Here is a 26,680-nt window from a genome sequence, read left to right as displayed (position 1 = left end):
ACGTAAAGGTAAGGTAATTGGGCGGCATGGCTACCGCTCCCGCTCAGGATTCCGCCGCCCGTCAGGCCACTGGTGAACCGCGCCGTAATGGCGCCCATCTCGATCGGCCGGATGTTCATGCGCGCGAACAATTCACCATTTCCGACCTTACCTCGGAATTCGGCTGCACCGCTCGTGCGCTGCGCTTTTACGAGGATGAAGGGCTGATCAATCCAGCCCGCGTTGGGCTGACCCGCGTCTATTCCAAGCGCGACCGGGCGCGGCTCGCATGGATCATGCGGGCCAAGAATGTCGGATTCTCGCTCACCGAGATCCGCGAAATGATCGACCTTTACGATCTCGATGATGGCCGGGTCGAACAGCGCCGCGTCACGATTGAAAAGTGCCGCGCGCATATCGCCAAGCTCAAGGCGCAGCGCGATGACATCGATTCGTCGATCAATGAACTGACCGACTTCGTGGCCGAAATCGAGAAGCTCGACCTGCGCTGAACGATCGGCCGTTTCCGCGATTTATAATCCGTCCATGCACACTCAAGGGATCATGTGATGCCGACCTATACCGCCCCCACCCGCGACACGCGTTTCATCGTCAACGAAGTGCTTGATCTTGCAAGCTACGGCAACCTGCCGGGCTTCGAGAACGCTACGCCTGACATGATCGACACCGTCATCAACGAAGCCGGCAAGTTCTGCGCCGAGGTGCTCGCGCCGGTTAACCAAGCCGGGGACGAGCATGGCTGCACCCGCCATGAAGACGGCAGCGTCACTACGCCTCCGGGCTTCAAGGAAGCTTATCAGGCCTATGTCGAGAGTGGCTGGGGCACGCTGGCGCAGCCTGAGGAATTCGGCGGGCAAGGCCTGCCGCATGTGCTCGGCTTCGTGCTTGAGGAATATGCGGGCACCGCCAATCAGGCTTTCGCGATGTATCCCGGCCTTACCGCCGGTGCGATCTCGGCAATCCTCGCGAAGGGTTCGGACGAGCAGAAGGCGGTGTATCTGCCCAAGATGATATCGGGCGAATGGTCCGGCACCATGAACCTGACCGAGCCGCATTGCGGCACCGATCTCGGCATGATCCGCACCAAGGCGGTGCCGAACGGCGACGGTTCCTATGCGATCACCGGCACCAAGATCTTCATTTCCGCTGGCGAGCATGACCTGACCAGCAACATCATCCATCTCGTCCTGGCCAAGACTCCGGGCGCTCCGGATTCGACCAAAGGCATTTCGCTGTTCATCGTGCCCAAGTTCGTGCTCGACGAAAATGGCGAACCGGCAGAGCGCAACGGCGTTACCTGCGGTTCGATCGAAAAGAAGATGGGCATCCACGGCAACGCCACCTGCCTGCTCAACTATGACGGCGCGACGGGGTACCTCGTCGGCGAGGAGAACAAGGGCCTTGCCGCGATGTTCATCATGATGAACGCCGCACGCCTTGGTGTCGGCATTCAGGGCTATGCCCAGGCCGAGGTCGCCTATCAGAACGCTGTCACCTATGCGCTCGACCGCCGTCAGGGCCGCGCACTCAGCGGCCCCGCAGAGCCCGAGGCGAAGGCCGACCCGATCTTCGTCCACCCCGATGTGCGCCGGATGCTGATGGACGCCAAGGTCTTCACCGAATCGATGCGCGCGCTGTGCCTGTGGGGCGCATTGCAGGTCGATTTGACCCACAAGGCGCAGACCGCCGAGGAACGCGAGCAGGCCGATCTGCTGATCGGCCTCATGACCCCGGTCATCAAGGGCTACGGCACCGACAAGGGCTATGACATCGCAACCAACATGCAGCAGGTCTATGGCGGCCACGGCTATGTGCGCGAATGGGGGATGGAGCAGTTCGTGCGCGATAGCCGCATCGCCATGATCTACGAAGGCGCCAATGGCGTGCAGGCGATGGATCTGTGCGGCCGCAAGCTGGCAGCGAACGGCGGCAAGGCCATTCAGGCCTTCTTTGCAATGCTCGACGAGGAAATCGCCGCGGCTAAGCAGGTTGCCGAACTCAAGGACATCGCCGAACGCCTCGAAAAGGCGCTGGGCGAGCAGAAGGCGGCGACCATCTGGTTCATGCAGAACGCGATGGCAAATCCCAATCACCTGGGCGCGGGCGCGCACCACTACATGCACATTATGGGCATCGTAACGCTGGGCTTTTTCTGGCTGAAGATGGCCAAGGTCGCGCTGGGCAAGCTTGCGGGCGAGCCTGAGGGCAAGGCATTCTACGAAGCCAAGTTGGTGTCGGCAAATTACTACGCCGAAAGGTACCTTCCCGATGCGGGCGCGCTGCGTCGCAAACTGGAAGCGGGCAGCGAATATCTGATGAAGCTTCCTGAAGAGGCCTTCGCCACCGCCGCCTGAGACCCGAGGCGCCTCCGGCGCACATCAAACAAGGGCCGTTCTGCAGTGCGCAGGGCGGCCCTTTGATTTGCGCAAGACGTAACGCCGCGGTGCCGCTAAAGCATCTCACGACAAAGCTTTGATGGGGGTGACGGTGCGGCGGTTGTGGATTGCCTTGCTTGCGGCGGCGCTGATTGCGGGCACCTCGCTCGCGCATTCCGGGGCGCAGGATGGCGATCAGGCGCACGTTTCCGCGCGCGCCGACCGTTTCATCTTCACCAAATGGGACGGTCCGGATCTGCCGGTGTGGTATCAGCTTCCGGACGAGGTCACGCCCGAAACCCCGGTTGTGTTCATCATGCATGGCGTCAACCGCGATGCCGATCGTTACCGCGACGAATGGGCCGATCTGGCGCGGCGGCGCGGGCTGATCGTGGTGGTTCCGCAGTTCAGCAAGACGGAGTTTCCGGGCTCGCTCGGCTACAACACAGGCTATTTCTCCTATCCTGACGGCACCTCGCGCAAACGCGCATTGTGGTCATTTGCCGCTATCGAACCGCTGTTCGACGACGTCCGCCGCCGGTTCGGCAGCGATGCGCGGCGCTATTCCATCTACGGCCATTCCGCGGGCGCGCAGTTCGTACATCGCTACATCATGTTCATGCCCGAAGCGCGGATCGAACGCGCGATTGCGGCCAATGCGGGCTGGTACACCATGCCGGACTTGAACGCAGCTTTCACCTATGGCCTTGCGGGGACGCCAGTGGATGCGGAAGGGCTGGAAGCAGCGCTGGCGAAGCCGCTCACGATCATGCTGGGCACCGCCGATATCGATCCTGCCGCGCTTAACCTGCGCAAGACCCCCGAAGCCGAGGCGCAGGGGCCGCATCGTCTGGCGCGAGGGCTGCAGTTCTTCGCGCTGGCGCAACAATCTGCCTTCGAGAGGCGCACGCCACTTGCGTGGACATTGGTTACGGTGCCAGGGATCGGCCATAGCAATGCTGGTATGGCCGAGGCTGCGGCGGCGCTGATCGCGGGGGAGTGATCGGATCGTTCGACGGAACCGGGCGCCCGCTCCCTAGGTCCGGTTCCGCCTCAACCTGTTTCCGACATCGACATGAACCGCTGTTTCCCGGCCTTGACTGTCGGGCTTGACGATCGGGCAATCCTGTCCGCCAAGGTCGATGGGCGCGCAGCAGGCGCGCCGCGACGTTCCGAGGGCGGTGCCGCTTTCGGCTTCGGAGGCGCTGCTTGGGGAGCGGGAGCTTCCTTCGCCTGAACGGGCGCAGGCGGCGCGGGGGCCGCAGAAGGACCCTCCTCGACCGCATGCGTGTCGGGCTGCGGCTCGGACGCGGCAACGGGTGCCTCGGCCACCGGCTGCGGGGGAGCCAGCGCGGGAGCCGCGGGAGCGGGAGCAGCATCCGCAGCTACAGCCGCGGGCTCAGGCGCGGGCTGGGCCGGTGCCGCCGCCGGTGCTTGCGCGGTGGGCTGTGCGTCCTGCGCGGTCGCAGCGAGGATCTTCTCGGCGACCTCCTCGATCGAACCGACCACCAGCAATGGTGACCCGCCGACCATGCCGACATTGGTTTGGCCGTTTTCGCCGGTGCGCAGCCACGCAATGTTCTCGGCCACGACAAGGTAATTGCCGCCGCGCGATTCGAGCTTGATGAACTTCATGGGCGCCTTCTCCCGAGCAGCACCACGAATGCCTCGTGGATTTGCTGCGGGGATAATGCGTCCCGGTTAAGGAATCGGTCTATTCGACCGGCAAGAAATCCGGGACGGAAAGATAGCGCTCGCCAGTGTCGTAGTTGAAGCCCATCACACGTGCGCCCGCCGGCAACTCCGGCAATTTCTTGGCAATAGCGGCGAGCGTTGCGCCGCTGGAGATACCCACCAGCATCCCTTCTTCGCGCGCAGCACGACGTGCCATCTCCTTGGCGTCCTCGGCATCGACCGTGATTGCGCCGTCGATAGCGTCGGTGTGAAGATTACCGGGAATGAAGCCAGCGCCGATGCCCTGAATCGGGTGCGGGCCGGGCTGCCCGCCGCTGATCACCGGTGATTGCGCAGGTTCGACACCGTAAGCCTTCATATCCGCCCAATGCTTCTTAAGCTCCTCGGCGCAGCCGGTCAGATGTCCGCCGGTGCCAACGCCTGTAATCATCACGTCGATCGGCGCATCGGCGAAATCGGCGAGGATCTCCTGTGCGGTGGTTCGCACGTGGACTGCGACGTTGGCGGGGTTGTCGAACTGGCTCGGCATCCATGCGCCGGGAGTCTGCTCGACCAGCTCGGACGCGCGCTCGATTGCGCCCTTCATGCCCTTCTCGCGCGGCGTCAGATCAAAGCTGGCACCATAGGCCAGCATCAACCGGCGGCGCTCGATCGACATCGATTCGGGCATGACCAGCACCAGCTTGTAGCCCTTGACCGCCGCCACCATCGCAAGTCCGATGCCGGTGTTGCCGCTGGTCGGCTCGACTATGGTGCCGCCGGGCTGCAGCGCGCCGGACTTTTCCGCGTCTTCAACCATTGCGAGCGCAATGCGATCCTTGATCGAACCGCCGGGGTTAGCGCGTTCGGACTTCACCCAGACCTCGTGATCGGGGAAGATCCGGGCAAGGCGGATATGCGGGGTGGCGCCGATGGTAGCGAGGATGGAGTCGGCTTTCATGTCAGGCCTCCTGTGTTTCGGGGTTGGTCCACTTGTACCACGTCTGGCGGCGGATCGAAGGTCTTCGTCGTCCACAGCACGGGAAAAATCCTGCTCCACACCGCAACGGTTATGATCGCACCCACACCGCCAGCGGCCACAGCCGCGACGGGCCCTATCAGGAAAGCCAGGCTGCCGGAGAAGAAATCGCCGCCTTCGTTCGATGCGCTGATTGTCATCATGCTAACCGAGGATACGCGGCCGCGTTTGTCGTCGGGCGTGTGCAGCTGGATTAGCGACTGGCGGACATAGACGCTGAACATGTCCGCCGCGCCAATCACGAATAACATCGCCAAACTGAAGGCAAGACTGGTCGAAAGCCCGAAGAATATGGTCGCCAACCCGAACACCGCGACCGATCCCAGCATCTTCGGCCCGACCTGGCTGTGCAGTGGACGAATGGAGAACCACAATCCTGTGATGATCGCGCCGGCCGGCGTGGCCGAAGCGAGCAGGGCCAGCCCGACTTCGTCCGTATGGAGGATGTCACGGGCGAACACCGGGATTAGCGCATTGGCGCCTGCCAGGAACACCGCAAACAGATCCAGAGTGATCGCACCCAGAACCATGCGGTTGCGTCCGACATACCGCAGACCATCCACGATAGCGCCGATCGGGCGTTGATCCTTGCGCATCGCCGGTTGCGGCACCTTGCCCACCAGCGCCAAAGCTCCGAACGCGGTGCAGAACAGCACGGCGGATATCGCGTAGGGCAGGGCGGGCTCGAATGCATAAAGCACCGCGCCGATCGCCGGACCAACCAGCCTGCCGACCTGCCACGAAATCGATGACAGCGCGATGGCCGTGGGGAGGATCGCGCGAGGCACCAGATTCGGGGCGAGCGCGGATAGGGCAGGCCCGGCAAAGCCGCGGGCGATGCCCAGAACAATTGCAAGGGCAAACAGCAGCGGAAGATCGACGCTGTCGTTCCAGGTTGCCCAGACCAGAACAACGGCGGTTGCCAGTTGCAGGAGGATGGTCAGCAATCCGAGCAGCCTTCGGTCAAACCGGTCGGCAGCAAGGCCCGAGAATGGGGTCAGCAGGAATAGCGGTACGAATTGCAGCAGGCCGATGATCGCAAGTTGGCCCGCGCCCTCGGCCACGTTCATGCCGCTGTCGCGCGCGAGGTTATAGGCCTGCCACTGGATCACCAGCAGCATGGCATCCTGCGCCAAAGTCATGGAAAGCCGTGCGGTCCAGTAACAGCGGAAGTTATGGACGCGGAAGGGATGGGTGGGGGAATCGCTCACACCGCAGCCCATGGCAGGCTGCACACCGACTGCCAACCTAGCGAAACTTGACGGCCTTCAGGCTCGCCTATCCGTCCCGGTCAGCGCGAGCGGCGCAAGCGTGGATTGGGTTGCAGCTCGTCAATGATGGCGATGAAATCATCGAGCCGGATGATCCGTTCGAACTGGAAGCCAGCGCGCAGGTCCCTCGTCCAGATCACGTAGGCTTCGATCCGCCCGACAATCGGAAGGCGAATGATGATCCGGTCGCCGCGTGCGAGGCGAGCCCCATCATCGACCATGAAACCGTGGGCCGAAAGGTTGCAGATATGCAATTTGATATCGCCGTGCTCGAAATGCTCGGCAATCACCGGAAAGTCGACCGGATGACGCGCGGCGCGCCGCATGTCGGTTACGCTTAGACTCGCTCCGCCAGCCACCAATGCGATCCTTTGTTCTGATATCGACCCGAACGACAAGATTGCCTCAGAAAGCCTTCGATTTGGTAAAAGCCTCTGGCCCCGGTTTGTGGGCGCGCTTCAACGCCGGATCAGCGCGTGGCGTTTCTTGCCGAGGCTGAGCCGAAGCGTCTGACCGTCTTCAGGCACGACAAGATACGCCGGATCGGTGATCGTCGCGCCATCCAGCTTCACAGCGCCTTCAGCGAGCTTGCGCTTGGCCTCTCCGTTGGAGGCGGTGAGGCCGAGTTCGGTCAGCAGGGCGGCGATGCGCGCACCCTCGGGGCCGGTGGCCATGCTGGGCAAATCCTCTCCCGCCCCGCTCCCGGCGAAAGTCTCGCGGGCGGTCGCCTCGGCGCGCGCAGCGGCTTCGGCACCGCGTACCAATGCGGTCACCTGATTGGCCAGAACGGTTTTGGCGGCGTTGATTTCTGCCCCTTCGAGCGCTTCGAGCCGCGTGATCTCATCCAGCGGCAAATCGGTGAACAACCGCAGGAACCGGCCCACGTCGCGATCATCGACATTGCGCCAATATTGCCAGAAATCGTAGGCGGGCAGCTGGTCCTCGTTGAGCCACACTGCTCCCGAAACCGACTTGCCCATCTTCTGCCCGTCCGCGCGGGTGATCAGTGGCGCTGTCACACCATAGACTTCGGTTCCGTCGATCCGGCGCGCCAACTCGACGCCATTGATGATGTTGCCCCATTGGTCGCTGCCACCGAGTTGCAGCTTGCAGCCATATTCCCGTGAAAGCACTACGAAATCATAGGCTTGCATGATCATGTAATTGAATTCGAGAAAGGTGAGCGGCTGTTCGCGATCAAGCCGCAAGCGCACTGAGTCGAACGTGAGCATCCGGTTGATGGTGAGATGCGATCCTACCGCGCGCAGCAATTCGATGTAACCCAGTTGGCTCAACCAATCGTCATTGTTGATGAGCAGCGCCCCTGTCGGACTGTCGTCGAATCGGAGTATCTGGCGAAAGCTGTTCTTGATCGACGCGATGTTGCTGGCCAGCACCGCATCGGTAAGCATCTGGCGGGTTTCGTCCTTGCCCGATGGATCACCCACCTTGGCGGTTCCGCCTCCCATAATCACAATCGGCCGATGTCCGGCCTGCTGGACCCGGCGCAGCAGCATGATCGATGCGAGGTTGCCGATGTGCAGCGAGGGTGCGGTGGGATCGAACCCGACATAGGCCGTGATTATTTCGCTGCGCGCAAGCTTGTCCAGTGCGACCGGATCGGTCATCTGGTGAATATGGCCGCGCTCATCAAGCAGGCGCAGGAGGTCGGATTCGTAGCTGGTCATAAGGGCGGCGCTTAACAGCGGGGGAGGGCGACGGGAAGAGACTTGCCCGCCATGCGGGTCAGCGGCATGGACAGGCGATGCAACCGCTCATGCTCCATCAGACCTGCGATCTCGGACCCGTACGCGCCGTGACCGCTGCCATCACCGCCACGCCGCAGGGCTGCGAAGCGGAGTTCCGGCTCGACGGCCATGTCCCCGCAATTGTCCTGCCTGCTCCCGCTGCGCCCGAACGGATGGATAGTTTGTGGCAGACCACTTGCTTCGAAATATTCTGGCAGCCGCTGGGCGGGACATATTACCGCGAGTTCAACCTCTCGCCGTCGGGACGCTGGGCGGCTTACGACTTCGACTCGTTCCGCGAAGGGATGCGGGATGCGCCGGTAGAATCCATCGCGATCTCATGTTGGCATGATGGGGACGGCCTTGTGCTCAAAGCCAGCATCGCCGCCGAACTCCCATCACCCGCACAGGTGGCGCTCAACGCGATTGTCGAGCACCCCGATGGCGGAATGCAGTTCTGGGCTCTGGCTTTCGCGCCGGGCAAGCCGGAGTTCCACTCCGAAGCCTGCCGTCAGCTGATTATCGAGCGCTAGCCTTCTGAGCCCCGAACGGGGCGTTCAGCTTCACGATGGTGGCGTTGAGCACGAAGGCGAAGCTTACCCAGATGAAATAGGGTACGTTGAGCCAGCCTGCAAAGCTATCCCCCACAAGGCGTGGCAACACCACCATGAGCGCGGTAACAGACGTCCACAGCAGCACGTTCTCCGCCAGCGCCCAATCCGGACGGCGCAGTTTGAAGAACAATGGCGACCACAGGAAATGCAGCACAAAATTGGCCCCGAACAGCGCATAAACCCCAATGCGCGCCTCTGGCGTGGGGGCTGACGTCAGACCAATATAGAAGCTCCAGCCAGCCAGGCCGAGGATGATCGTCCAGGCAGGGCCGAACAGCCAATCGGGCGGCTGCCAGCGCGGCTTGTTCAGATCGCGATACCATTGACCGATATCGGTCAGCGCGCCGCCCGCGCCGCCCAAGATGATGGCCCAGGCGGCGGCGATGAGGGCGTAGGTCCAATCCATGCTACTGCATATAGGCAAAGCTGGCGCAAATGCCATTGCCTTTGCCGCAGGGCTGCTTCAACCCGTCCGCTTATGAAGACAGGAATTGACCGGCTGCTCGCCGATCCCGCACTGCTGGCACAACTCAAGGGCCGCCGCGTGGCGCTGGTTGCCCATCCGGCCAGCGTGACGTCAGACCTTCAGCACAGCCTCGATGCGCTGATCGCGGCGGGGGTGACGATCTCCAGCGCGTTCGGCCCGCAGCACGGGCTAAAGGGCGACAAGCAAGACAACATGGTCGAGACCGCGGACGAGATGGATCCGCATTACGGCATCCCGATCTTCTCGCTCTATGGCGAGGTGCGCCGTCCGACCGGGCAGATGATGACCAGTGCGGATGTCTTCCTGTTCGACCTGCAGGATCTCGGCTGCCGGATCTATACCTTCGTCACCACCTTGCTGTATTTGCTGGAGGAAGCGGCCAAGGCGGGCAAGGAAGTCTGGGTTCTCGACCGGCCCAATCCCGCTGGTCGCCCGGTCGAAGGTACGCTGCTGGTGCCGGGTCAGGAAAGCTTCGTCGGCGCCGCTCCGATGCCGATGCGCCACGGGCTGACGATGGGTGAGATGGGCCACTGGTTCATCGAGCACTTCAGTCTCGACGTCGCATACCGCGTGGTGGCGATGGAAGGCTGGCGGCCCGACGAGGATGGCAGCTGGGGCTGGCCGACGTCACGGCTGTGGATCAATCCCTCCCCCAATGCCGCCAACGTCAACATGGCGCGCTGCTATGCTGGAACCGTGATGCTGGAAGGCACCACGCTGTCAGAAGGGCGCGGCACCACGCGGCCATTGGAGGTGCTGTTTGGCGCGCCCGATATCGACGCCAAAGCGGTGCTGACAGAAATGCACCGCCACGCGCCCGAGTGGCTGGCGGGTTGCGCGATCCGTGAATGCTGGTTCGAACCGACTTTCCACAAGCACGCAGGAAAGCTTTGCAACGCACTGATGATCCACGCAGAAGCTGGATTCTACGAGCACCATGCCTTCAAGCCTTGGCGGCTGCAGGCGCTGGGGTTCAAGGCAATCCGGCGGCTGTATCCCAGCTATCCGCTGTGGCGCGACTTCCCTTACGAATACGAATTGTCGCGCCTTGCCATCGACGTCATCAACGGCGGACCATCCCTGCGGCAATGGGTCGATGACAGCGCCGCGACGTCGCATGATCTTGACGTCGTGGCGTCACATGACGAGGCGGCGTGGGTGCAGATGGTACGCGGGCATTTGCTTTACTGATCGGCGTCGCCCTCGGGCCTGCGCACTGGCTGCACCAGCGTCACCAACACGAAGCTGATCAGCATCAGCAGATACCAGCTTCCATATTTGGCGAGGCTGACCATGCGCCACTCGTTCTCCTGCCCGGGATAGTTCCAGGCATTGGCGAAGGTGGCGATGTTCTCGGCAAACCAGATGAATAGCGCGACGAGACCGAAACCAACCAGCAGCGGCATCCAGCGGTGGGCGCGCCAATTGCGGAAGTGGACGCGGGTACGCCAGAAGATCACCGCCGTGGCGGCAAACAGTCCCCATCTGACGTCGATCGTGTAGTGGTGGGCAAAGAAGTTGATATAGATCGCCGCCGCCAGCGCCCATGTGACCCAAGCGGGCGGATAGCCGGTGAAGCGGAAATCGAAAATCCGCCACACCCGCGCGATGTAGCTGCCAACGGCGGCATACAGGAACCCCGAAAACAGCGGCACCGCGCCAATGTGGAGCACGCTCGCCTCGGGATAGGTCCATGATCCGGCCTGCGTCTTGAACAACTCCATTACGGTGCCGACGACATGGAAGATGAGGATCACCCGCGCCTCGCGCCATGTCTCAAGCCTGAATGCGAGCATCCATGCCTGGATGGCGATGGCGGCGATGGTCAGGAAGTCATAGCGGTGGATGGGTGCGTCATCGGGGTAAAACAGGTGCGTGCCGAGCAGCAGCGCCAGCAGCACGCCGCCGAACAGGCAGGCCCAGCCTTGCTTGAACCCGAACAGCAGGAACTCATAAAGCCACAGCCGCCAGCCCGTGCCGGGATCGAAGGCTTCGAGCCGGAGGCGGACGGCCTCGAAGCGGGTGTGGCGGAACTCAACCACCATGTTACGATTTGCGACGCTTTCTTCGCGCTCGGATTGCACTTTCAGTTGCTTGATATTCGGGAGCCAGGGTCTTCTTCGTGTGCTTGTCGTAAAAGGTGTCGCTCCATTCGGCATATGCTTTGAAGCCTACTATCCCCGCGAAAACGGCATAGGCGATACCGGGAAGGGCAACGATCGAGAGTATGAGGATAAAGGCAGGGTCAGAGCGAGTTGTCAGCGCGAACAAAACGGGCAGGGCGAACACCCAACCCTTTGCCATTTCACGCTCGAGACCGCTGCTCAAAATAAAATAGCTGGCCCGCGGTGAGCTGAACAAACGTCGTCGTATCTCCAGCCTTCTCGCAGCGAGGAACGCCCTCAGTCTCAAGCCCCGTGTTTCCGCGACAGCTCCCGCATCGCATCGTCCAGCCCGTCAAGCGTCAGCGGATACATCCGGTCATTGACGAGCTGCTTGATCATCTTGGTCGACTGCGAATAGTTCCACTGCTTTTCCGGCACCGGGTTGAGCCACACGGTCGCGGGATAGGTGTTGGTCACGCGCTGTAGCCACACCGCGCCGGCTTCCTCGTTCATGTGTTCGACGCTACCGCCCGGATGCGTGACCTCGTAGGGGCTCATCGCCGCATCGCCGACGAACACGATCTTGTAATCGTGCCCGTATTTGTGGAGCACGTCCCAGGTCTTGGTGCGTTCCTGCCAGCGGCGCTTGTTGTCCTTCCACACGCCCTCGTAGAGGCAGTTGTGGAAGTAGAAGAACTCCATGTTCTTGAATTCTGACGTCGCGGCGCTGAACAGCTCCTCGACCAGCTTGATGAAAGGGTCCATCGACCCGCCGACGTCGAGGAACAACAGCAATTTCACCGCATTGCGCCGTTCGGCGCGCATGTGGATGTCGAGCCAGCCTTGCTTGGCCGTGCCCTTGATCGTGGCGTCGATATCGAGCTGGTCCTGCGCACCTTCGCGGGCGAAACGCCGCAAGCGCCGCAGCGCCATCTTAATGTTGCGGGTGCCAAGTTCCTTGGTGTTATCGAGGTTCTTGAACTCGCGCTTTTCCCAGACCTTGATCGCCTTGCCGTGCTTGCTCTCGCCGCCGATGCGCACGCCTTCGGGGTTGTAGCCCGAATGGCCGAAGGGGGAGGTGCCGCCGGTGCCGACCCACTTGTTGCCACCTTGGTGGCGCTTTTCCTGTTCTTCGAGCCGCTTCTTCAGCGTCTCCATGATCTCGTCCCAATCGCCGAGTGACTTGATCTTCTCCATTTCCTCGGGGGAAAGGAACTTCTCGGCGACGGCTTTCAACCAGTCCTCGGGGATCTCGACCGGGTTCTGGCCGTAATCGGACATGATCCCCTTGAACACCTTGTGGAACACCTGATCGAACCGATCGAGCAGGCCTTCATCCTTCACAAAAGTGGCGCGGGAGAGGTAATAGAACGCCTCGGGCGTCTGGTCGATCACGTCGCGGTCGAGCGCCTCCAGCAGCGTGAGGTGCTCCTTGAAACTGGCACCGATCCCGGCAGCCCGCAGCTCGTCGATGAAATTGAAGAACATGGGGGCTGCTTAACCCGCGTGTGCGGGCCTGACCAGTCCCCTTTATCGGGTTGGCCGGACGCCGGGCCTTAACGCTTCGCTTACCATCGCAAGCCTAAAGTGCGCCGACCGGAACAAGGGCCGCACAGAACATGAAACCCATCGCCATTGACGTCGCCAATGCTCATGCCTTGGGGATGATCCCCGAAAGCTGCGGCGCGGTGACGGTGGGGTGCACCGATGTGGCGGGTGTGGTCGAAGCAGTGATCGCTTCGTCCAAGACGCTGCGTTCCGAACACGAAGCGCTGCGCGATACTGTGCGCGCGCTGGAGGCTGACCAGACGAAGGTCGCCGAAGCAAGCGACGAGGCGCGGTTGCTGTCCGAACGCGCGATCGACCGGCTATCTGAAGGGACGGCACTGATTCAATCATCGCTCGGCCAGATCGGATCCTTGATCGAGCTGGTGGAAGCACTCGGCCAGCACGTCACCAGTTTTTCCGCCGCGATGGAACAGGTGCGCCGCAGCGCGCAGGATATCGACAACATCGCCGAGACGACCAACATCCTCGCGCTGAACGCCACCATCGAGGCCATGCGCGCAGGCGATGCCGGGCGGACGTTTGCAGTGGTGGCGAGCGAGGTGAAAAGCCTCGCCAACGACACCCGCAAGGCAACCGAGGAAATCGCCCAGACCATCGATGCATTGGGCGGCGAGGCGGAACTGGTGATCGGCCGGATCGAGGCCGGTGCACGCGCCAGCGGCGAGGCCAAGGCTTCGGTTGCACGGATCGAAAACACGATCGCCAATGTTGGCGAACTGGTCGAAGAGGTCGACAAGCAGAACGACGTCATCGCCCGTTCCACCGGCACGATCAGCGGCCATGTCGACAAGGTGCAGCGCGTGCTGACCAGCTATGACGCGGCCTCGCGCAGCAATGAAGACCGGCTGCACGGCGCGCATCGCAAGATGGAAGATCTGGAAATCACCGCCAGCGAAATGTTCGACCGGATCGTGCAGGCCGGGCTCAGCCCCGATGACAGCGCGATGGTGGAGCGTGCGCAAGAAATGATGAAGGCGCTGGCGGCGCATACCGAGGCGGCTCTGGCGGCAGGCAAGCTCGATGTAGGAGCGATTTTCGACACCGATTACAAGCCGGTGCCGAACACCAATCCGCAGCTGTTCCGCACGCGCCTGTCAGACTGGGCGCAATCAGAATGGCGCCCGTTCCTCGACCGCGCAAAGGCCAGCGACACGCGCGTGCTGGCGGCGGCCTGCACTGATATGAACGGTTTCCTGCCGACCCACCTGACCGAACGTTCGCGCAACCCCACCGGCGACGTCACGCACGACACCCAGTTCTGCCGCAACGGCCGGATCATGTTGGAAGCGATCGACCGCAAAGCCAAGGAGAGCCGGGCGCCCTACATGATGGCGGTCTATCGTCAGGAGGGCGATGGGCGGACATATCACGTGGTGCGCAACGTCTATGTCCCGCTGGTGATCGGCGGTCGGCGCTGGGGCGATTTCGAGCTGGCTTACCGCTTCGATTGAGGTTTAGGGCGGGAGCCGATCCCGCCCATGCCCCCCTCAGGTCGGGTTGCGCCGCGCCATGAAGGCTAGGCGTTCGAACAGCATGATGTCCTGTTCGTTCTTCAGCAGCGCGCCGTGGAGTGGCGGGATTGCGCTCGCCGGATTGCTGTTCTGCAACACCTCCAGCGGCATGTCCTCGTTCAGCAGCAACTTCAGCCAATCGAGGAGTTCAGAAGTCGACGGCTTCTTCTTCAAGCCTGGCACGTCGCGCAGGTCGTAGAAGATATCCATCGCCTTCTTCACCAGTACCTTCTGGATACCGGGGAAGTGGACGTCGATGATTTCCTGCATCGTCTCGCGGTCGGGGAACTTGATGTAGTGGAAGAAACAGCGGCGCAGAAATGCGTCCGGCAGTTCCTTTTCATTGTTCGAGGTGATGACGACGATCGGGCGCTCCTTGGCCTCGATCCGCTCCTGCGTTTCGTAAACGTCGAAGCTCATCCGGTCCAATTCCTGCAACAGGTCGTTCGGGAATTCGATATCAGCCTTGTCGATCTCGTCGATCAGCAGCACGGGCAACTGCGGCGCGGTGAAGGCTTCCCACAGCTTGCCCTTCTTAATGTAGTTGCGGATGTCGTGGACGCGCTCTTCACCCAACTGGCCGTCACGCAGACGCGCCACCGCATCGTATTCGTACAGGCCTTGATGCGCCTTGGTGGTCGACTTGATGTTCCATTCGAACAGGGGGGCGCCCAATGCCTTGGAAATCTCATGCGCCAGCACGGTCTTGCCGGTGCCGGGTTCGCCCTTCACCAGCAACGGGCGGCGCAGCGTGACGGCGGCATTGACCGCAACCTTGAGGTCTTCGGTCGCGATATAGGACTTGGTGCCTTCGAAACGCTGTTGATCTGACATCGGGTTTCCTTGTGAGACTGAATTTGACGGCAAGCGATAAGGGGCGGCACCGCCTCGCGCAAGGGGTTGTGGGGCAGCAGATCAGCGCGGCAGCAACAGGATGCGCTGGGCAATTGCTTCCAATGCGCCTTGATCGACGCTCGCCGCCGGATTGTTCCACGCCAAGGTCAGCACATGCAACGCACCGGCCTTGTCGCGCAGCAACCAGGTGAGGTTGAGCACCCCCGGCTCCGATCCGCCCTTGAAGCCGATATAGTCCCAATTCGCTCTTATCGCCGGTGTGGCCGACGGGTTGATCGCCATGATGTCGAACACCTTGGGGTCGCCGGTGCGGCGCATGTGGACAAACAGCTTGGCAAGGTCGGCGGGCGAGGCGAACCATTCGATGTCGATTGCCTTGGGGCCGCCAGCGAAGGCGGCATTCACGGTTTCAAGCGCAGGCCTGCTGTGTGCCACTTCGGCCAACAGCAGCGCGACGCGTCCCGCCACATTTCTGGTGCGCCATGCCGCTATGATTTCCGGTTCGCTTGCCTTGAGGGTGAAGAACTCGCGCGTTGTCAGAAACGGATCGTTGGCCGCAGGATCGGCGTGGCCGCTATCGCGCATCAGATCATGGATGCGCTTCTTGCCCAGCACTGCAATCAGCTGATCGGTCGCGGTGTTGTCGCTGATCGAGATCATCAGGCTGGCGAGCGTGTGCAGCGTCAGCGGCGCGCCCGCGGGCCAATCCTGTAGCTTGCCGCTGGGATAGCTCCTCTGGGTGAGCGGCACGACGTCACCCCATCGCCGCTTGCCCGCCTTCACATCCTCCGCCAGCGCGGCCAGCACGTACAGCTTGAAGGTCGAACCCAGCGCCATTGGTGTGTCGGCGCCGATGCTGATCGCCGGCGTGCCGCCATCGAGCGGGGCGAACCATGCATTCACACTTCCCGGCAACGCGGCCAGGTCAGCGGCGATCTGCTCCGGCGTGTCGCCTTCGATCGCCAGCGAATCCACTGTGTTGAAGACAAGTCCGGTCACCCGGTTATCCGCTGCCGGATCGATAGCGATGCCGCCCTTGGCGAGCCCGCGCTCGAACCGGATTTCCAGCGCAGCGCTGGTGCCGTCGCGCGGATCGAGCAGCGCAACCTCGACCGCGGGGCCGAATTGGGCCGTCAGGTTGGCGCTCAACTGCGTCAACTGGGCGGCGGGAATGGCGGCCAGAAAGGCTTCACTGAACACGTCCTCGGGCATGACGGTGCCGTTGATCACGCCCACGATCTGCTGGCTCCGAATCTCCAACGGGGTTTGCGCCGCCGGCGCCGCGATCCCGGCGGATTGCTGAGCCATCAGCGGCACCGCAGGCAGGCTCAGAATTAATCCGGCAATGACAAGCACGCGCTTGTGCAGCATCGTTTTTCTCCGGTCATGTTCGTCACAAGCGGGCGGCAGCCCCCAGACACACGAAGCCAAGCTGCCCTGCCAGTAACAGCACCGTTGCAAGCCTCCAGCCCGGCCCGGCGCCCTGCATCCCGCGCTCCCATGTCCACTTACCGATGGCTCCGGTGGCGAGGGCCGACAGGCCGATCGTCACCCAGCCCGACTGGCCGAGCAACGCAACAAAGATCGCGTACAACGCCGCCATCTGCAGCAGGAACGCCGCTGCGAACCACGCGATCGGGATGGGACGATAGGCGGCATCGGGGATGATCGAATCCGGCAAGGCGCTGTCGGGACGCGACAAGCGGCGGTCGCCCGCCATGATGTCTTCCTTGCGCGGGTCGGGATAGCGATCAGGCATCGATCGACGCGCGATCCACCTCGCCCGCGCGGTTCTGGATGAAGTTGAAGCGGTGTTCGGGGTTGCGGCCCATCAACTCGTCCACCAGACGCGCCACGCCTGCGCGTTCCTCGAACTCCTGTGGCAGCGTGATGCGGATCAGCCCGCGCGTTTCGGGCGCCATGGTGGTTTCGCGCAATTGCTGTGGGTTCATTTCGCCGAGCCCTTTGAAGCGGCTTACTTCGACCTTTTTGCCCTTGAACACCGTCGCTTCCAGTTCCGACCGGTGCATATCGTCGCGGGCATAATGGCTCTCCTTGCCCGCAGTCAGGCGGTAGAGCGGAGGCTGGGCGAGGAACAGGTGCCCTTTGCGCACGATGTCGGGCATTTCCTGAAAGAAGAACGTCATCAGCAGTGTCGCGATATGCGCGCCGTCGACATCGGCGTCGGTCATGATGATGATGCGGTCATAGCGCAGGTTTTCCGCGTCGCAGTCCTTGCGGGTGCCGCAGCCCAGCGCCAGCGCCAGATCGGCGATTTCGGAATTGGCGCGGATCTTGTCGTTGGTGGCTGAAGCGACGTTCAATATCTTGCCACGGATCGGCAGAATCGCTTGGCTCTTGCGGTCGCGCGCCTGTTTAGCGCTGCCGCCCGCACTGTCGCCTTCGACGATGAACAGTTCGGTCTCGCGCCCGCCTTCGCCGCTGCAATCCGTGAGCTTGCCAGGCAGGCGCAGTTTCTTGGCGCTGGTCGCGGTCTTGCGCTTGATCTCGCGTTCCTGCTTGCGCTTCAGGCGCTCGTCCATCCGCTCCATCACCTCGCCAAGCAGCGCCTTGCCGCGCTCCATATTGTCGGTGAGGAAGTGGTCGAAGTGATCGCGCACCGCGTTTTCGACGAGGCGCGCGGCCTCAGGGGAGGTCAGGCGGTCCTTGGTCTGCGACTGGAATTGCGGATCGCGGACAAAGACGCTGAGCATCACTTCTGCACCGGTCATCACATCGTCGGCGGTAATGTCCTTGGCCTTCTTTGCACCGACCAGTTCGCCGAAAGCGCGCAGCCCGCGGGTAAGCGCAGTGCGCAGACCTTGCTCATGCGTGCCGCCATCGGGGGTAGGCACGGTGTTGCAATACCAGCTGGTCGAGCCGTCGGAATAGAGCGGCCAGGCGATCGCCCATTCGACCCGGCCCTGCGCCACGCCCGCGACTTCCGCGAAGTCCTGCTTGCCGGTAAAGGGCTGGGCGGTAACGCATTCGCGCGCCCCCACCTGTTCGACCAGGTGATCCGCCAGACCGCCGGGAAACTTGAACACTGCCTCTGCCGGGACATCCTCGCTTGTGAGGGCGCTCGCGCATTTCCAGCGGATCTCGACCCCGGCAAACAGATAGGCCTTCGAGCGGGCGAGTTTAAACAGGCGCTTGGGGCTGAATTTGCGGTCGCCGAAAATCTCAGTGTCGGGAGTGAAGACAACGGTGGTGCCGCGCCGGTTGGGCGCCGCGCCTAGGCTCTGCAGCGGGCCTTGGGTGATCCCGCGTGAGAACTCCTGCGCGTAAAGCTGTTTATCGCGCGCAACCTCGACCCGTGTGTCCGACGACAGCGCGTTGACGACGCTGACCCCGACCCCGTGCAACCCACCGCTGGTGGCATAGGCCTTGCCTGAAAACTTGCCGCCCGAATGCAGCGTGGCAAGGATCACTTCGAGAGTGGACTTGCCCGGAAACTTGGGGTGTTCATCGACGGGTATCCCGCGTCCGTTATCGGCAATGCTAAGGCGGTTACCTTCCTCCAGCCGCATCTCGATCCGCGTGGCATGGCCCGCCACCGCTTCGTCCATCGCATTGTCGAGCACTTCGGCAGCCAGATGGTGCAGCGCGCGGTCGTCGGTGCCGCCGATATACATACCCGGCCGCCGCCGCACAGGCTCCAGTCCTTCCAGCACCTCGATGGCCGAGGCGTTGTAATCGCCGCTGGAGGTCGGGGTGTTGGCGAAAAGATCGTCGGAGGCGGTGTCGGACATACGCCAGCTATAGGCGCACGTCCGCCCGCCTCACAAGCGTTCCGCCATGGTTTTGCTCAGCGACCGAAATCGTTTGGCGCCGGATCGACCGCGATCACCTCGCCTCCGCGCACCTCGCGCACTTCAAGAGCCCGTTCAGCAACCCCGGTGCGGGCGAAACGGAACGGGCCGTCGACCCCCAGAAACCCGCCGCGATCATAGAGTTCGTTTTTGGGGAAGGGCGTGCCAGTCTTCCAGTCGCGTGCGATCCGCAAGGTCAGCAGCACCGCATCATAGCCGAGCGTCGCCACGCGGTAGGGTTTAGCTCCGAAACGGGCTTCGTAGCTCTCGGCGAACCGTTTGTATCGCTGGTCGGAGACCGCCGAAAACAACGCACCTTCCATCGATGCGGCGCGGGCCAGCACGGCTTCGCCGCTCCATAATTCGGTTCCGATGATGCGCGTAGGCAATGCGGCATCGCGCTGCAACACGTCCGCCGCCTCGATCCCGAGCCGCGCGCTGTCGGCGATCACGACCGTGTCATATCCGCCCGCGGTCCGCAGGCGCTGGGCTGCGCCGACAATCGCAGTATTGCCGCGCGCATAGGTTTCGCGCCCGACCAGCGCGCCGCCGTAATCGCGCAGCGCGTTTTCGAGTGCAGAGGCCGAACGCTGGCCATAATCGCCTTCGGGCAGCAGCGCGGCGAAACGGTTGGCTCCACGCCCGCGCGCGAACTCCACGCTGCGCCGGATCGATTGTTCCGGGTTGTGACCCATCACGAACACATCGGGGCTGGCGATGCTGGTATCGTTCGAGAACGCGATCACCGGCACTCCTGCTCCGCGCGCGGCGGATTGCACCGCAGGCACCGCATCGGCCATCAGCGGGCCGAGGATAAGCCGGTTCCCGTCCGCGATTGCCTGCCGCGCGGCTGCCGATGCGCCGGCAGAGGTATCATAGGTGGTGATCCGCAGGTTGGCGGCATTGGTGTCGAGCAGGGCCATCGTGGTGGCATTGGCGATGGCTTGCCCCACGGCTGCGGTATCGCCGTTCATCGGCACCAGCAAGGCGATGCGGTGGCGTCCGGAATCGGTCGGCAACGCGGTGGCCGAAGGTTCCGGCGTCGGCGCAGACGGGGGCGGCGCGGTGGGGACATCGACCTTGGGGATGACTTGGCACCCGGCAGCCAGCATCGCCGCGCCCGCGAGCGCGAGATTGCGGCGGGTCAGGATCCCGCCGGCAGCCGCCAGCCATCCTGCCCATTTTGGCGTTACCATAAGCTTCATCCTTGCCGACCTCTCGCTGGTGCTTCAATGCTCTGCCCGCAATGACGCGTGAGCTTCCATCCATCCCTCCGGGGATTCCCGAACCCGGGCTCTATATCGTGGCGACCCCGATTGGCAATCTCGCCGACATTACCCTGCGCGCGATCAGAGTGCTGGAAACCTGCACACTGATTGCATGCGAGGATACGCGGGTCACGGGCAAGCTGCTCAAACATCTCGGGATCAAGGCGCGGCTCCAGCGGCTTGACGATCATGCCCCGCCAGAGGTGCGCGCGCGTCTTATCGACCAAGCGAGGTCTGGAGCGGTCGCGCTGCTGAGCGATGCGGGCACGCCGCTGATCTCCGATCCAGGCTATCGTCTGGTGCGCGAAGCGCGCGCGGCGGGCGTGACGGTGACGAGCATTCCGGGTGCCTGCGCGGCAATTGCGGGCATTGCGATCGCTGGCCTGCCGAGCGATCGTTTCCTGTTCGCGGGCTTCCTGCCGGTCAAGGACAAGGCGCGGCGTGAGACGCTGGAAGGTCTGGCGGAAGTCGCGGCAACGCTGGTGTTCTATGAAACGGCACCCCGTATCACACGGTCGCTACTCGCCATCGCCGAGTTGTGGCCGGAGCGCGAAGTGGCTGTCGCTCGCGAACTTACCAAGCTGCACGAGGAATGCCGCACTGGGACCGCTGCCAGCCTTGCCGCGCATTACGCAGCGCACCCGCCCAAGGGGGAGATCGTGCTGCTGGTCGGCCCGCCCGCTGAGGCCGAGGCGCCGGTGGCGGATGTCGATGCACTTCTGCGCGCGGCATTGGACGATGCGGGGCCGGGCAAGGCTGCAGGGCAGGTAGCCAAGGCGACCGGAATCGATCGGACGGTGCTCTACGCCCGCGCCTTGGAGTTGAAGGGCGAATGACTGTCGAACGGTCCGCTCCCGAGCGCCGCGAGGCGGACCGGCGCGGACGCGAAGGCGAGGCGGAGGCCGCAATGTACCTTGTCCAGCAGGGCTGGCAGATCGTCGCCGAACGGGTCAAGACCAAGGCGGGCGAGATCGACCTGATTGCCAAGCGAACCGGTCTGGTCGCCTTTGTCGAGGTCAAATGGCGTGCTCGTGCCGCTGCGCTGGGCGATGCCATTGACGAACGGCGGCTCAGGCGGGTGGCGGCGGCAGTGGAGTGCGTGTGGCAAAACTATGCGACGGACGGCGAGGACATCCGTATCGACGTCATCCTGCTTGCACCCGGACGCAAGCCGACCCACATCGAAAACGCCTGGATGCCCTTTGCATAAATTCCGCCCGTTCTCCCTGAGCTTGTCGAAGGGCCGTATTTCCTTCTAAACCGCCGCCGCGAAGCAAAACGGTGCTTCGACAAGCTCAGCACGAACGGATTTGGAAAATGTCGCTCAGAGTCGCTGTCCAGATGGACCCCATCGACAAGATCAACATCGCGGGGGATTCGTCCTTTGCGCTGATGCTGTCGGCGCAGGCACGCGGCTACACGCTGTTCGAATATCACGTCGAAAGCCTCACGCTGGACGAGGATGATCGCCTGTTCGCGCACGCCTTTCCGGTGACGGTGCAGCCGGTCGAGGGCGATCACTTCAAGCGCGGCGAGCAGGTGCGGCTCGATCTCGGCACCGATATCGATGTCGTACTGATGCGGCAGGATCCGCCGTTCCACATGGGCTACATCACTGCCACCCACATGCTCGAACGCATCGGGCAGGAAACACTGGTGGTCAACGATCCCGCCAATGTCCGCAATGCGCCCGAAAAGGTGATGGTGCTGAACTACCGCCGTTTCATGCCGCCGACTCTGGTGACCCGCTCGGTCGAAGAAGTACGGCGCTTCATGGCTAAGCATGGAGCAATCGTGGTCAAGCCGATCCACGGCAACGGCGGCAAGGCGATCTTCCGCATTGGCGAGAGCGGCGAGAACCTCACCGCATTGTTCGAAGTGTTCAACCAGACTTGGCCCGAACCGCACATGGTGCAGCCTTTCCTGCCGGAAGTGGCCGAGGGAGATAAACGCATCGTGCTGGTCGATGGCGAAGTGGCGGGCGCGATCAACCGCGTGCCGGGGGAGGGCGAGTTCCGCTCCAACCTCGCCATGGGCGGCAGCGCGCTGGCAACCGAACTGACGCCCCGCGAACAGGAAATCTGCGATGCGCTCGGCCCGGATTTGCAACGCCTCGGCCTCACCTTCGTGGGCATCGACGTGATCGGTGGTAAATGGCTGACCGAAATCAACGTCACCTCGCCTACCGGGATCGTTGCGATTGACCGTTTTAACAACACTGATACGGCGAGCATGATCTGGGATGCGATCGAGCGGCGGCTTACCGAACGCCGCGCCGCTGCTGCCGACAACGCTTAGGAACCCAATGACCGACTTCCTGCTCGAACTGCTCGACAAGGGCGGATATGTGGGCATCTTCTTCCTGATGATGGCCGAAAACGTGTTCCCCCCGATTCCTTCCGAGGTAATCATGGGCGCGGCGGGCGTGCTGGTAGCGCGTGGGCAGATGACTTTCATGACCTTGTGGATCGTCGCCACTGCCGGAACGGTGGTGGGCAATCTGTTCTGGTACTGGATCGGCGTACGCTGGAGCGAGGAACAGCTGAAGGCGATCATCGACCGCTGGGGCCGCTGGCTGACCTTCGAATGGGACGAATTCACCAAGGCGCGCGACATCTTCCGCAAATATGGCGACTGGATTGTGTTCCTGCTGCGCTTTTCGCCGATCCTGCGCACCATCGTCTCGCTGCCCGCGGGCCTTGCCAAGATGAAGCTGTGGCGCTTCGTGCTGTTCACCGCGCTGGGCTCGGCGATCTGGAACGGCATCCTGATCTTCGGCGGCCAGGCGCTCGAACCGCTCATCGAACGGTTCGAAAAGCTGGCGGGTTACGGCGTGGTTCTCTTCGTGCTCGCGGGGGTGGCGTTCTATGTTTACCGCGTGGTCACATGGAAGCCGGTCAAGGCGCATGAGCGGCAGGATTGAGCCCTAGCCGCGCGGATGCGCCTTGCGGTAATTCTCCAGCAGGCTAGCCGCATCGACGCGGGTGTAGATCTGGGTCGATCCCAGTGATGCATGGCCGAGCAGTTCCTGAAGTGATCGCAGATCCGCGCCGGCGCTAAGCAGATGCGTGGCAAACGAATGCCGCAGCGCATGGGGCGTCGCTGTGTCGGGCAGGCCCAGCGCACGGCGGGCCTGCGCCACGGTGCGCTGCACCATGCCCGGAGACAGCGGCCCACCCTTGGCACCCCGGAACAATGGCTCCTTCGTGGACAGCGGCCACGGGCACAGCCGTACATATTCGGCCACGGCGGCGCGAGTGATCGGCAGGACCGGCACCATGCGCTGCTTGCCGCCCTTGCCGGTGACTTGCAGCACTTCGCCCAGCATCGCGTCGCGTCCGGTCAGTGACAGGGCTTCGGCAATGCGCAGGCCCGAACCGTAGAGCAGAAGCAGCACCGCTCGATCACGCGCACCGATCCACTCCTCGCCCGCCAGACTGTCGACCAGATCGGTGAGATTGACCGCTTCGTCGGGCGTAACAGGGCGGGGCAGGCCTTTTTTCAGGCGCGGCCCGCGCAGCCGGGGCGGCGCTGGATCGGGATCGCCGCTCTCCCGCCGGGCGAAGGCGATGAAGGCCTTGAGCGCGGAAAGTTCTCGCGCCGCACTGGCATTGCCGATCCCGTCGGCCCGGCGTGCGGCAAGGAAGGTACGCAGGTGATGTGCTTCGGTGCGGGCAACGGCGGCCCAGTCGTCCAGGCCGTTAGCGGCCACCAGCCTTTGCGCCGCAGCGACATAGGCGCGCACTGTGTGCGGCGATCGGCGCTTGTTGTCGGTCAGATAGGCACGCCACGCCGCGACAAGCTCATGCGACGTCATGCCGCCACCAGCCCATCGGCCACGACCTCCGCCAGCAGCGCATCCAGCAATCCGCGACCCTTGGGCAAAACGCCGATGCGATCCCCATCCTGCCATATCAGATCGAGCGCCATCAGGCGGGCGAGGGCGGACATATCCACCAGATCGGCGCCAGGCAGGCCGAAGCGGCGCTCCATCGCGGCAAGATCGATCCCCTCGCCAAGTCGCAAGCCCATCAGCAACGCCTCGGTCGCCTGTTCGTTACGGGTGAGCAGGCGCGTTTCGGTAATGCCGTCACCCCGCTCGCGAACCGACCGCAGGAAATTCTCTGGTTTCTTGTGCCGCACCGTCGCCGCGCCGCCGCGCCGCCCATGCGCGCCGGGGCCGATGCCGCAATAGTCCTGATAGCGCCAGTAGACGAGATTGTGGCGGCTCTCCTCGCCGGGGCGCGCGTGATTGCTGGTTTCATAGGCGGGCAGCCCCACCGCCTCGGTCAATTCCTGCGTTATGTCGAACAGTTCTGCTGCGGCGTCATCGTCGAGCGGGGTCAGCCGCCCGCGCCGTACATCGCTGGCAAACCGCGTGCCGGGCTCGATCGTGAGCTGATAGAGCGACAGGTGTCCGGTGCCGAAGGAGAGCGCCCGCATCAGACGTTCGTTCCACAACTCGGGCGTGTGTCCAGGCAGGGCATAGATCAGATCGAAACTGACGCGCTTGAAGTGCGCCTGCGCCATCTCCAGCGCCGCCAGTGCCTCGTCCGCGCCGTGCAGCCGCCCGAGAAAGCGCAACTCGGTATCGTCGAGCGATTGCACGCCCAGCGAAACGCGGTTCACCCCCGCGCCTGCCAAAGCAGCGAAATTGGCGGCTTCGACCGAGGATGGGTTGGCCTCCAGCGTGATCTCAACTGCCGGATCGAACCCCCACAGCCGCTCGGCCTCACCCAGCAGCGCGGCGACAACTGCAGGCGGCATCAGCGATGGGGTGCCGCCGCCGAAGAAGATTGAGGTCAGCGGCGCTCCATTAGCCGTTACCGCTTCGGCACGCATATCGGCAATCAGCGCGTTCTGCCATGCGCCCATCTCGACCCGCTCGCGCACGTGCGAGTTGAAGTCGCAATAGGGGCATTTCTTGGCACAGAAGGGCCAGTGTATATAAAGCGCGCGAGCCATCAGCGCAGTCTAGCGGCCGAACTGCTCCGCGACCAGCTTCGCAAAGGCATCGGCGCGGTGGCTGATCGCGTGTTTCTCCTCCGGCGCAATCTCGGCGAAGGTTTGGCTGCGGCCTGTGGGCACGAACACCGGATCATAGCCGAAGCCGAGCGTGCCGCGCGGCGGCCAAGTCAGGCTACCCTCGCAGCGACCCTCATAAATCGCATATTCGCCGTCGGGCCACGCCAGCGCCAGCACGCAATGGAACGCGGCGCTGCGGTCGACGCTTTCGCCCTTCTCGGCCAGCATCCCTTCGACCTTGCCCATCGCCATGTACCAGTCGCGGCCTGGAGCGCCTTCGAACCACTGCCGCTCCGCCCAGTCGGCGGTGTAGACGCCGGGGCGGCCATCCAGCGCGGCGACGCTCAGCCCGCTATCGTCAGCCAAAGCCGTCAGACCCGAAGCCTCCGCCGCCGCTCGCGCCTTGAGCAGCGCATTCTGCGCGAAAGTGGTGCCGGTCTCGGCCGGTTCGGGCAGGCCAAGCGATCCAGCGGAGAGGCACTTGACACCGTAAGGCTCAAGCAGAGCGCCGATTTCCTTCAGCTTGCCCGCGTTATGCGTGGCAATTACAAGGGAGCCTGAGCCGAGGCGGCGTGTCATTTTACCGCATCCAACTGCGCGGCAAAGATCCGGTCGCAGCCCATGCGGGCGAGGCGCAGGAGGCGCAGCAAAGCTTCCTCGTCATAGGTCGCGCCTTCGGCTGTGGCCTGAACTTCGGCGATCTTGCCGCCCGACAGCAGCACGAAGTTGCCGTCAGCCTCGGCGTTGGAATCCTCGTCGTAATCGAGATCGAGCACCGGGGTGCCCTTGAAGATGCCGCAGGAAATGCCGGCGACCTGTGCGGTGATCGGATCATGCTTGATATCGCCCGACGCCATCAACCCGTTGATCGCAAGCCGCAGCGCAATCCACGCGCCGGAAATCGCGGCGGTACGCGTGCCACCATCGGCCTGAATCACGTCGCAATCGAGCGTGATCTGCCGCTCGCCCAGCTTTTGCAGATCGACCACGGCACGAAGGCTGCGCCCGATCAGCCGCTGGATTTCCTGCGTGCGGCCCGATTGCTTGCCCTTGGCAGCCTCGCGCTGTCCGCGGGTGTGAGTGGCACGCGGGAGCATCGAATATTCGCCCGTCACCCAGCCTTCGCCCTTGCCGCGCATCCACGGCGGCACGCCGCGTTCGACGCTGGCAGTGCACAGCACCTTGGTATCGCCGAAGCCGATCAGCACCGACCCTTCGGCGTGGCGGGTAAAGCCGGTTTCGATGGTGATAGCGCGCATCTCGTCGGGCGCGCGTCCTGATGGCCGCATGGTTGTGTCCTTTGATGAGTTCCGGGCCAATAGGCGCG

28 protein-coding genes are annotated in these 26,680 nt (G+C 63.2%); 10 read left to right on the top strand and 18 right to left on the bottom strand.

Annotated features, from left to right (window positions below; all coding sequences use genetic code 11):
* Positions 1-26 precede the first annotated feature (26 nt).
* The 3 genes from J3454_RS02175 (at position 27) to J3454_RS02165 (ending at position 3,378) form a co-directional block, all read left to right on the top strand.
* Complete coding sequence (locus J3454_RS02175) at positions 27-491, top strand: MerR family transcriptional regulator (protein WP_349512118.1); 465 nt, start codon at positions 27-29, stop codon at positions 489-491.
* Between the two features lie 57 nt (positions 492-548).
* Positions 549-2,354, top strand: a complete 1,806-nt coding sequence (locus J3454_RS02170) for an acyl-CoA dehydrogenase C-terminal domain-containing protein (protein ID WP_349512117.1) — start codon at positions 549-551, stop codon at positions 2,352-2,354.
* Between the two features lie 118 nt (positions 2,355-2,472).
* Positions 2,473-3,378 carry an alpha/beta hydrolase family protein gene (locus J3454_RS02165; RefSeq protein ID WP_349512116.1) on the top strand — a complete coding sequence of 302 codons (906 nt, stop codon included), beginning with the start codon at positions 2,473-2,475 and terminating at the stop codon, positions 3,376-3,378.
* Between the two features lie 50 nt (positions 3,379-3,428).
* Here the strand turns inward: J3454_RS02165 and J3454_RS02160 are convergent, their stop codons facing one another.
* The 5 genes from J3454_RS02160 to tyrS all read right to left on the bottom strand — a co-directional run bounded on the left by J3454_RS02160 (position 3,429) and on the right by tyrS (position 8,047).
* Complete coding sequence (locus J3454_RS02160) at positions 3,429-4,010, bottom strand: hypothetical protein (protein WP_349512115.1); 582 nt, start codon at positions 4,008-4,010, stop codon at positions 3,429-3,431.
* A gap of 79 nt (positions 4,011-4,089) precedes the next feature.
* Entirely contained in the window at positions 4,090-5,010 is a 921-nt protein-coding gene (cysK, locus tag J3454_RS02155; RefSeq protein ID WP_296716643.1) for a cysteine synthase A, read from the bottom strand.
* Positions 5,007-6,311 carry an MFS transporter gene (locus tag J3454_RS02150; RefSeq protein ID WP_502878569.1) on the bottom strand — a complete coding sequence of 435 codons (1,305 nt, stop codon included), beginning with the start codon at positions 6,309-6,311 and terminating at the stop codon, positions 5,007-5,009. Before J3454_RS02150 ends, cysK begins: the two co-directional genes overlap by 4 nt.
* 68 nt (positions 6,312-6,379) lie before the next feature.
* Entirely contained in the window at positions 6,380-6,718 is a 339-nt protein-coding gene (locus tag J3454_RS02145) for a PilZ domain-containing protein (RefSeq protein ID WP_296716638.1), read from the bottom strand.
* Between the two features lie 99 nt (positions 6,719-6,817).
* Positions 6,818-8,047: a tyrosine--tRNA ligase gene (gene tyrS / locus J3454_RS02140; protein WP_349512113.1), complete on the bottom strand. Its 1,230-nt coding sequence runs from the start codon at positions 8,045-8,047 to the stop codon at positions 6,818-6,820.
* 77 nt (positions 8,048-8,124) lie between these two features.
* Between tyrS and J3454_RS02135 the strand changes: the two genes are divergently transcribed.
* The gene (locus J3454_RS02135; RefSeq protein WP_349512112.1) at positions 8,125-8,640 is read left to right on the top strand and encodes a DOMON domain-containing protein; all 516 of its coding nucleotides are present in this window, start codon (positions 8,125-8,127) and stop codon (positions 8,638-8,640) included.
* Here J3454_RS02135 and J3454_RS02130 read toward each other — a convergent pair.
* Positions 8,627-9,127, bottom strand: coding sequence for a TspO/MBR family protein (locus J3454_RS02130; protein WP_349512111.1), 501 nt, complete (start codon positions 9,125-9,127; stop codon positions 8,627-8,629). The genes J3454_RS02135 and J3454_RS02130 overlap by 14 nt on opposite strands.
* A gap of 72 nt (positions 9,128-9,199) precedes the next feature.
* Here J3454_RS02130 and J3454_RS02125 point away from each other — a divergent pair, with 72 nt between their 5' ends.
* Entirely contained in the window at positions 9,200-10,399 is a 1,200-nt protein-coding gene (locus J3454_RS02125) for an exo-beta-N-acetylmuramidase NamZ family protein (protein WP_349512110.1), read from the top strand.
* Here the strand turns inward: J3454_RS02125 and J3454_RS02120 are convergent.
* Genes J3454_RS02120 through J3454_RS02110 form a run of 3 tightly spaced genes read right to left on the bottom strand, consistent with a single transcriptional unit; the run spans position 10,393 to position 12,801 of the window.
* The gene (locus J3454_RS02120; RefSeq protein ID WP_349512109.1) at positions 10,393-11,253 is read right to left on the bottom strand and encodes a DUF817 domain-containing protein; all 861 of its coding nucleotides are present in this window, start codon (positions 11,251-11,253) and stop codon (positions 10,393-10,395) included. The two genes, J3454_RS02125 and J3454_RS02120, sit on opposite strands and share 7 nt — an antisense overlap.
* 1 nt (position 11,254) lies before the next feature.
* On the bottom strand, positions 11,255-11,569 hold the full coding sequence (locus tag J3454_RS02115; protein WP_349512108.1) for a hypothetical protein: 315 nt from the start codon (positions 11,567-11,569) through the stop codon (positions 11,255-11,257).
* 47 nt (positions 11,570-11,616) lie between these two features.
* Positions 11,617-12,801, bottom strand: a complete 1,185-nt coding sequence (locus tag J3454_RS02110; protein WP_349512107.1) for a vWA domain-containing protein — start codon at positions 12,799-12,801, stop codon at positions 11,617-11,619.
* A gap of 131 nt (positions 12,802-12,932) precedes the next feature.
* On the opposite strand from J3454_RS02110, the gene J3454_RS02105 reads away from it, so the two are divergent.
* Complete coding sequence (locus tag J3454_RS02105) at positions 12,933-14,333, top strand: methyl-accepting chemotaxis protein (RefSeq protein WP_349512106.1); 1,401 nt, start codon at positions 12,933-12,935, stop codon at positions 14,331-14,333.
* A gap of 36 nt (positions 14,334-14,369) precedes the next feature.
* Here J3454_RS02105 and J3454_RS02100 read toward each other — a convergent pair whose 3' ends face one another.
* The 5 genes from J3454_RS02100 to J3454_RS02080 all read right to left on the bottom strand — a co-directional run bounded on the left by J3454_RS02100 (position 14,370) and on the right by J3454_RS02080 (position 20,256).
* Positions 14,370-15,227: an AAA family ATPase gene (locus J3454_RS02100; RefSeq protein ID WP_349512105.1), complete on the bottom strand. Its 858-nt coding sequence runs from the start codon at positions 15,225-15,227 to the stop codon at positions 14,370-14,372.
* A gap of 81 nt (positions 15,228-15,308) precedes the next feature.
* The gene (locus J3454_RS02095) at positions 15,309-16,619 is read right to left on the bottom strand and encodes a serine hydrolase (RefSeq protein ID WP_349512104.1); all 1,311 of its coding nucleotides are present in this window, start codon (positions 16,617-16,619) and stop codon (positions 15,309-15,311) included.
* A 22-nt stretch (positions 16,620-16,641) separates the two neighbouring features.
* On the bottom strand, positions 16,642-17,007 hold the full coding sequence (locus J3454_RS02090) for a hypothetical protein (RefSeq protein WP_349512103.1): 366 nt from the start codon (positions 17,005-17,007) through the stop codon (positions 16,642-16,644).
* Positions 17,000-19,000, bottom strand: a complete 2,001-nt coding sequence (parE, locus tag J3454_RS02085) for a DNA topoisomerase IV subunit B (RefSeq protein WP_349512102.1) — start codon at positions 18,998-19,000, stop codon at positions 17,000-17,002. Before parE ends, J3454_RS02090 begins: the two co-directional genes overlap by 8 nt.
* Positions 19,001-19,056: 56 nt before the next feature.
* On the bottom strand, positions 19,057-20,256 hold the full coding sequence (locus tag J3454_RS02080; RefSeq protein WP_349512101.1) for a penicillin-binding protein activator: 1,200 nt from the start codon (positions 20,254-20,256) through the stop codon (positions 19,057-19,059).
* A 50-nt stretch (positions 20,257-20,306) separates the two neighbouring features.
* Between J3454_RS02080 and rsmI the strand changes: the two genes are divergently transcribed.
* From rsmI to J3454_RS02060, 4 genes are all read left to right on the top strand, one after another.
* Positions 20,307-21,164, top strand: a complete 858-nt coding sequence (gene rsmI, locus J3454_RS02075) for a 16S rRNA (cytidine(1402)-2'-O)-methyltransferase (RefSeq protein ID WP_349512100.1) — start codon at positions 20,307-20,309, stop codon at positions 21,162-21,164.
* Entirely contained in the window at positions 21,161-21,538 is a 378-nt protein-coding gene (locus J3454_RS02070; RefSeq protein WP_349512099.1) for a YraN family protein, read from the top strand. Before rsmI ends, J3454_RS02070 begins: the two co-directional genes overlap by 4 nt.
* A 107-nt stretch (positions 21,539-21,645) precedes the next feature.
* Entirely contained in the window at positions 21,646-22,626 is a 981-nt protein-coding gene (gene gshB / locus J3454_RS02065) for a glutathione synthase (protein ID WP_349512098.1), read from the top strand.
* A 7-nt stretch (positions 22,627-22,633) separates the two neighbouring features.
* Entirely contained in the window at positions 22,634-23,251 is a 618-nt protein-coding gene (locus J3454_RS02060; protein ID WP_349512097.1) for a DedA family protein, read from the top strand.
* Positions 23,252-23,254: 3 nt separating this feature from the next.
* Here the strand turns inward: J3454_RS02060 and J3454_RS02055 are convergent, their stop codons facing one another.
* The 4 genes from J3454_RS02055 to rph are packed head-to-tail and all read right to left on the bottom strand — an operon-like array spanning position 23,255 to position 26,642.
* Positions 23,255-24,145 carry a tyrosine recombinase XerC gene (locus J3454_RS02055; RefSeq protein WP_349512096.1) on the bottom strand — a complete coding sequence of 297 codons (891 nt, stop codon included), beginning with the start codon at positions 24,143-24,145 and terminating at the stop codon, positions 23,255-23,257.
* A complete protein-coding gene (gene hemW, locus J3454_RS02050; RefSeq protein WP_349512095.1) occupies positions 24,142-25,293 on the bottom strand; it encodes a radical SAM family heme chaperone HemW in 1,152 nt (383 codons plus the stop codon). Before hemW ends, J3454_RS02055 begins: the two co-directional genes overlap by 4 nt.
* Positions 25,294-25,302: 9 nt before the next feature.
* Complete coding sequence (gene rdgB / locus J3454_RS02045; RefSeq protein WP_349512094.1) at positions 25,303-25,932, bottom strand: RdgB/HAM1 family non-canonical purine NTP pyrophosphatase; 630 nt, start codon at positions 25,930-25,932, stop codon at positions 25,303-25,305.
* Positions 25,929-26,642 carry a ribonuclease PH gene (gene rph / locus J3454_RS02040; protein WP_349512093.1) on the bottom strand — a complete coding sequence of 238 codons (714 nt, stop codon included), beginning with the start codon at positions 26,640-26,642 and terminating at the stop codon, positions 25,929-25,931. The genes rdgB and rph overlap by 4 nt, the downstream gene beginning before the upstream one ends.
* Positions 26,643-26,680 lie beyond the last annotated feature (38 nt).

This window comes from Erythrobacter sp. NFXS35 (genome assembly GCF_040148725.1).
In the GTDB taxonomy this organism is placed as follows: Bacteria; Pseudomonadota; Alphaproteobacteria; order Sphingomonadales; family Sphingomonadaceae; genus Erythrobacter.
The sequence above is the reverse complement of the archived record's forward strand: the minus strand, read 5'-3'. Positions and strand labels throughout refer to the sequence as shown.

Bases quoted from the DNA above. Each gene is read 5' to 3' on its own strand.
- J3454_RS02095 (WP_349512104.1), bottom strand. From the start codon at position 16,619: ATGCTGCACAAGCGCGTGCTTGTCATTGCCGGATTAATTCTGAGCCTG.
- gshB (WP_349512098.1), top strand. From the start codon at position 21,646: ATGTCGCTCAGAGTCGCTGTCCAGATGGACCCCATCGACAAGATCAAC.
- parE (WP_349512102.1), bottom strand. From the start codon at position 19,000: ATGTCCGACACCGCCTCCGACGATCTTTTCGCCAACACCCCGACCTCC.
- J3454_RS02120 (WP_349512109.1), bottom strand. From the start codon at position 11,253: ATGGTGGTTGAGTTCCGCCACACCCGCTTCGAGGCCGTCCGCCTCCGG.
- J3454_RS02135 (WP_349512112.1), top strand. From the start codon at position 8,125: ATGCAACCGCTCATGCTCCATCAGACCTGCGATCTCGGACCCGTACGC.
- cysK (WP_296716643.1), bottom strand. From the start codon at position 5,010: ATGAAAGCCGACTCCATCCTCGCTACCATCGGCGCCACCCCGCATATC.
- rsmI (WP_349512100.1), top strand. From the start codon at position 20,307: ATGACGCGTGAGCTTCCATCCATCCCTCCGGGGATTCCCGAACCCGGG.
- hemW (WP_349512095.1), bottom strand. From the start codon at position 25,293: ATGGCTCGCGCGCTTTATATACACTGGCCCTTCTGTGCCAAGAAATGC.
- J3454_RS02100 (WP_349512105.1), bottom strand. From the start codon at position 15,227: ATGTCAGATCAACAGCGTTTCGAAGGCACCAAGTCCTATATCGCGACC.
- J3454_RS02080 (WP_349512101.1), bottom strand. From the start codon at position 20,256: ATGGTAACGCCAAAATGGGCAGGATGGCTGGCGGCTGCCGGCGGGATC.
- rdgB (WP_349512094.1), bottom strand. From the start codon at position 25,932: ATGACACGCCGCCTCGGCTCAGGCTCCCTTGTAATTGCCACGCATAAC.
- rph (WP_349512093.1), bottom strand. From the start codon at position 26,642: ATGCGGCCATCAGGACGCGCGCCCGACGAGATGCGCGCTATCACCATC.
- J3454_RS02160 (WP_349512115.1), bottom strand. From the start codon at position 4,010: ATGAAGTTCATCAAGCTCGAATCGCGCGGCGGCAATTACCTTGTCGTG.
- J3454_RS02150 (WP_502878569.1), bottom strand. From the start codon at position 6,311: ATGGGCTGCGGTGTGAGCGATTCCCCCACCCATCCCTTCCGCGTCCAT.
- J3454_RS02105 (WP_349512106.1), top strand. From the start codon at position 12,933: ATGAAACCCATCGCCATTGACGTCGCCAATGCTCATGCCTTGGGGATG.
- J3454_RS02130 (WP_349512111.1), bottom strand. From the start codon at position 9,127: ATGGATTGGACCTACGCCCTCATCGCCGCCGCCTGGGCCATCATCTTG.
- J3454_RS02090 (WP_349512103.1), bottom strand. From the start codon at position 17,007: ATGCCTGATCGCTATCCCGACCCGCGCAAGGAAGACATCATGGCGGGC.
- J3454_RS02055 (WP_349512096.1), bottom strand. From the start codon at position 24,145: ATGACGTCGCATGAGCTTGTCGCGGCGTGGCGTGCCTATCTGACCGAC.
- J3454_RS02060 (WP_349512097.1), top strand. From the start codon at position 22,634: ATGACCGACTTCCTGCTCGAACTGCTCGACAAGGGCGGATATGTGGGC.
- J3454_RS02110 (WP_349512107.1), bottom strand. From the start codon at position 12,801: ATGTTCTTCAATTTCATCGACGAGCTGCGGGCTGCCGGGATCGGTGCC.
- J3454_RS02175 (WP_349512118.1), top strand. From the start codon at position 27: ATGGCTACCGCTCCCGCTCAGGATTCCGCCGCCCGTCAGGCCACTGGT.
- J3454_RS02170 (WP_349512117.1), top strand. From the start codon at position 549: ATGCCGACCTATACCGCCCCCACCCGCGACACGCGTTTCATCGTCAAC.
- tyrS (WP_349512113.1), bottom strand. From the start codon at position 8,047: ATGACCAGCTACGAATCCGACCTCCTGCGCCTGCTTGATGAGCGCGGC.
- J3454_RS02125 (WP_349512110.1), top strand. From the start codon at position 9,200: ATGAAGACAGGAATTGACCGGCTGCTCGCCGATCCCGCACTGCTGGCA.
- J3454_RS02070 (WP_349512099.1), top strand. From the start codon at position 21,161: ATGACTGTCGAACGGTCCGCTCCCGAGCGCCGCGAGGCGGACCGGCGC.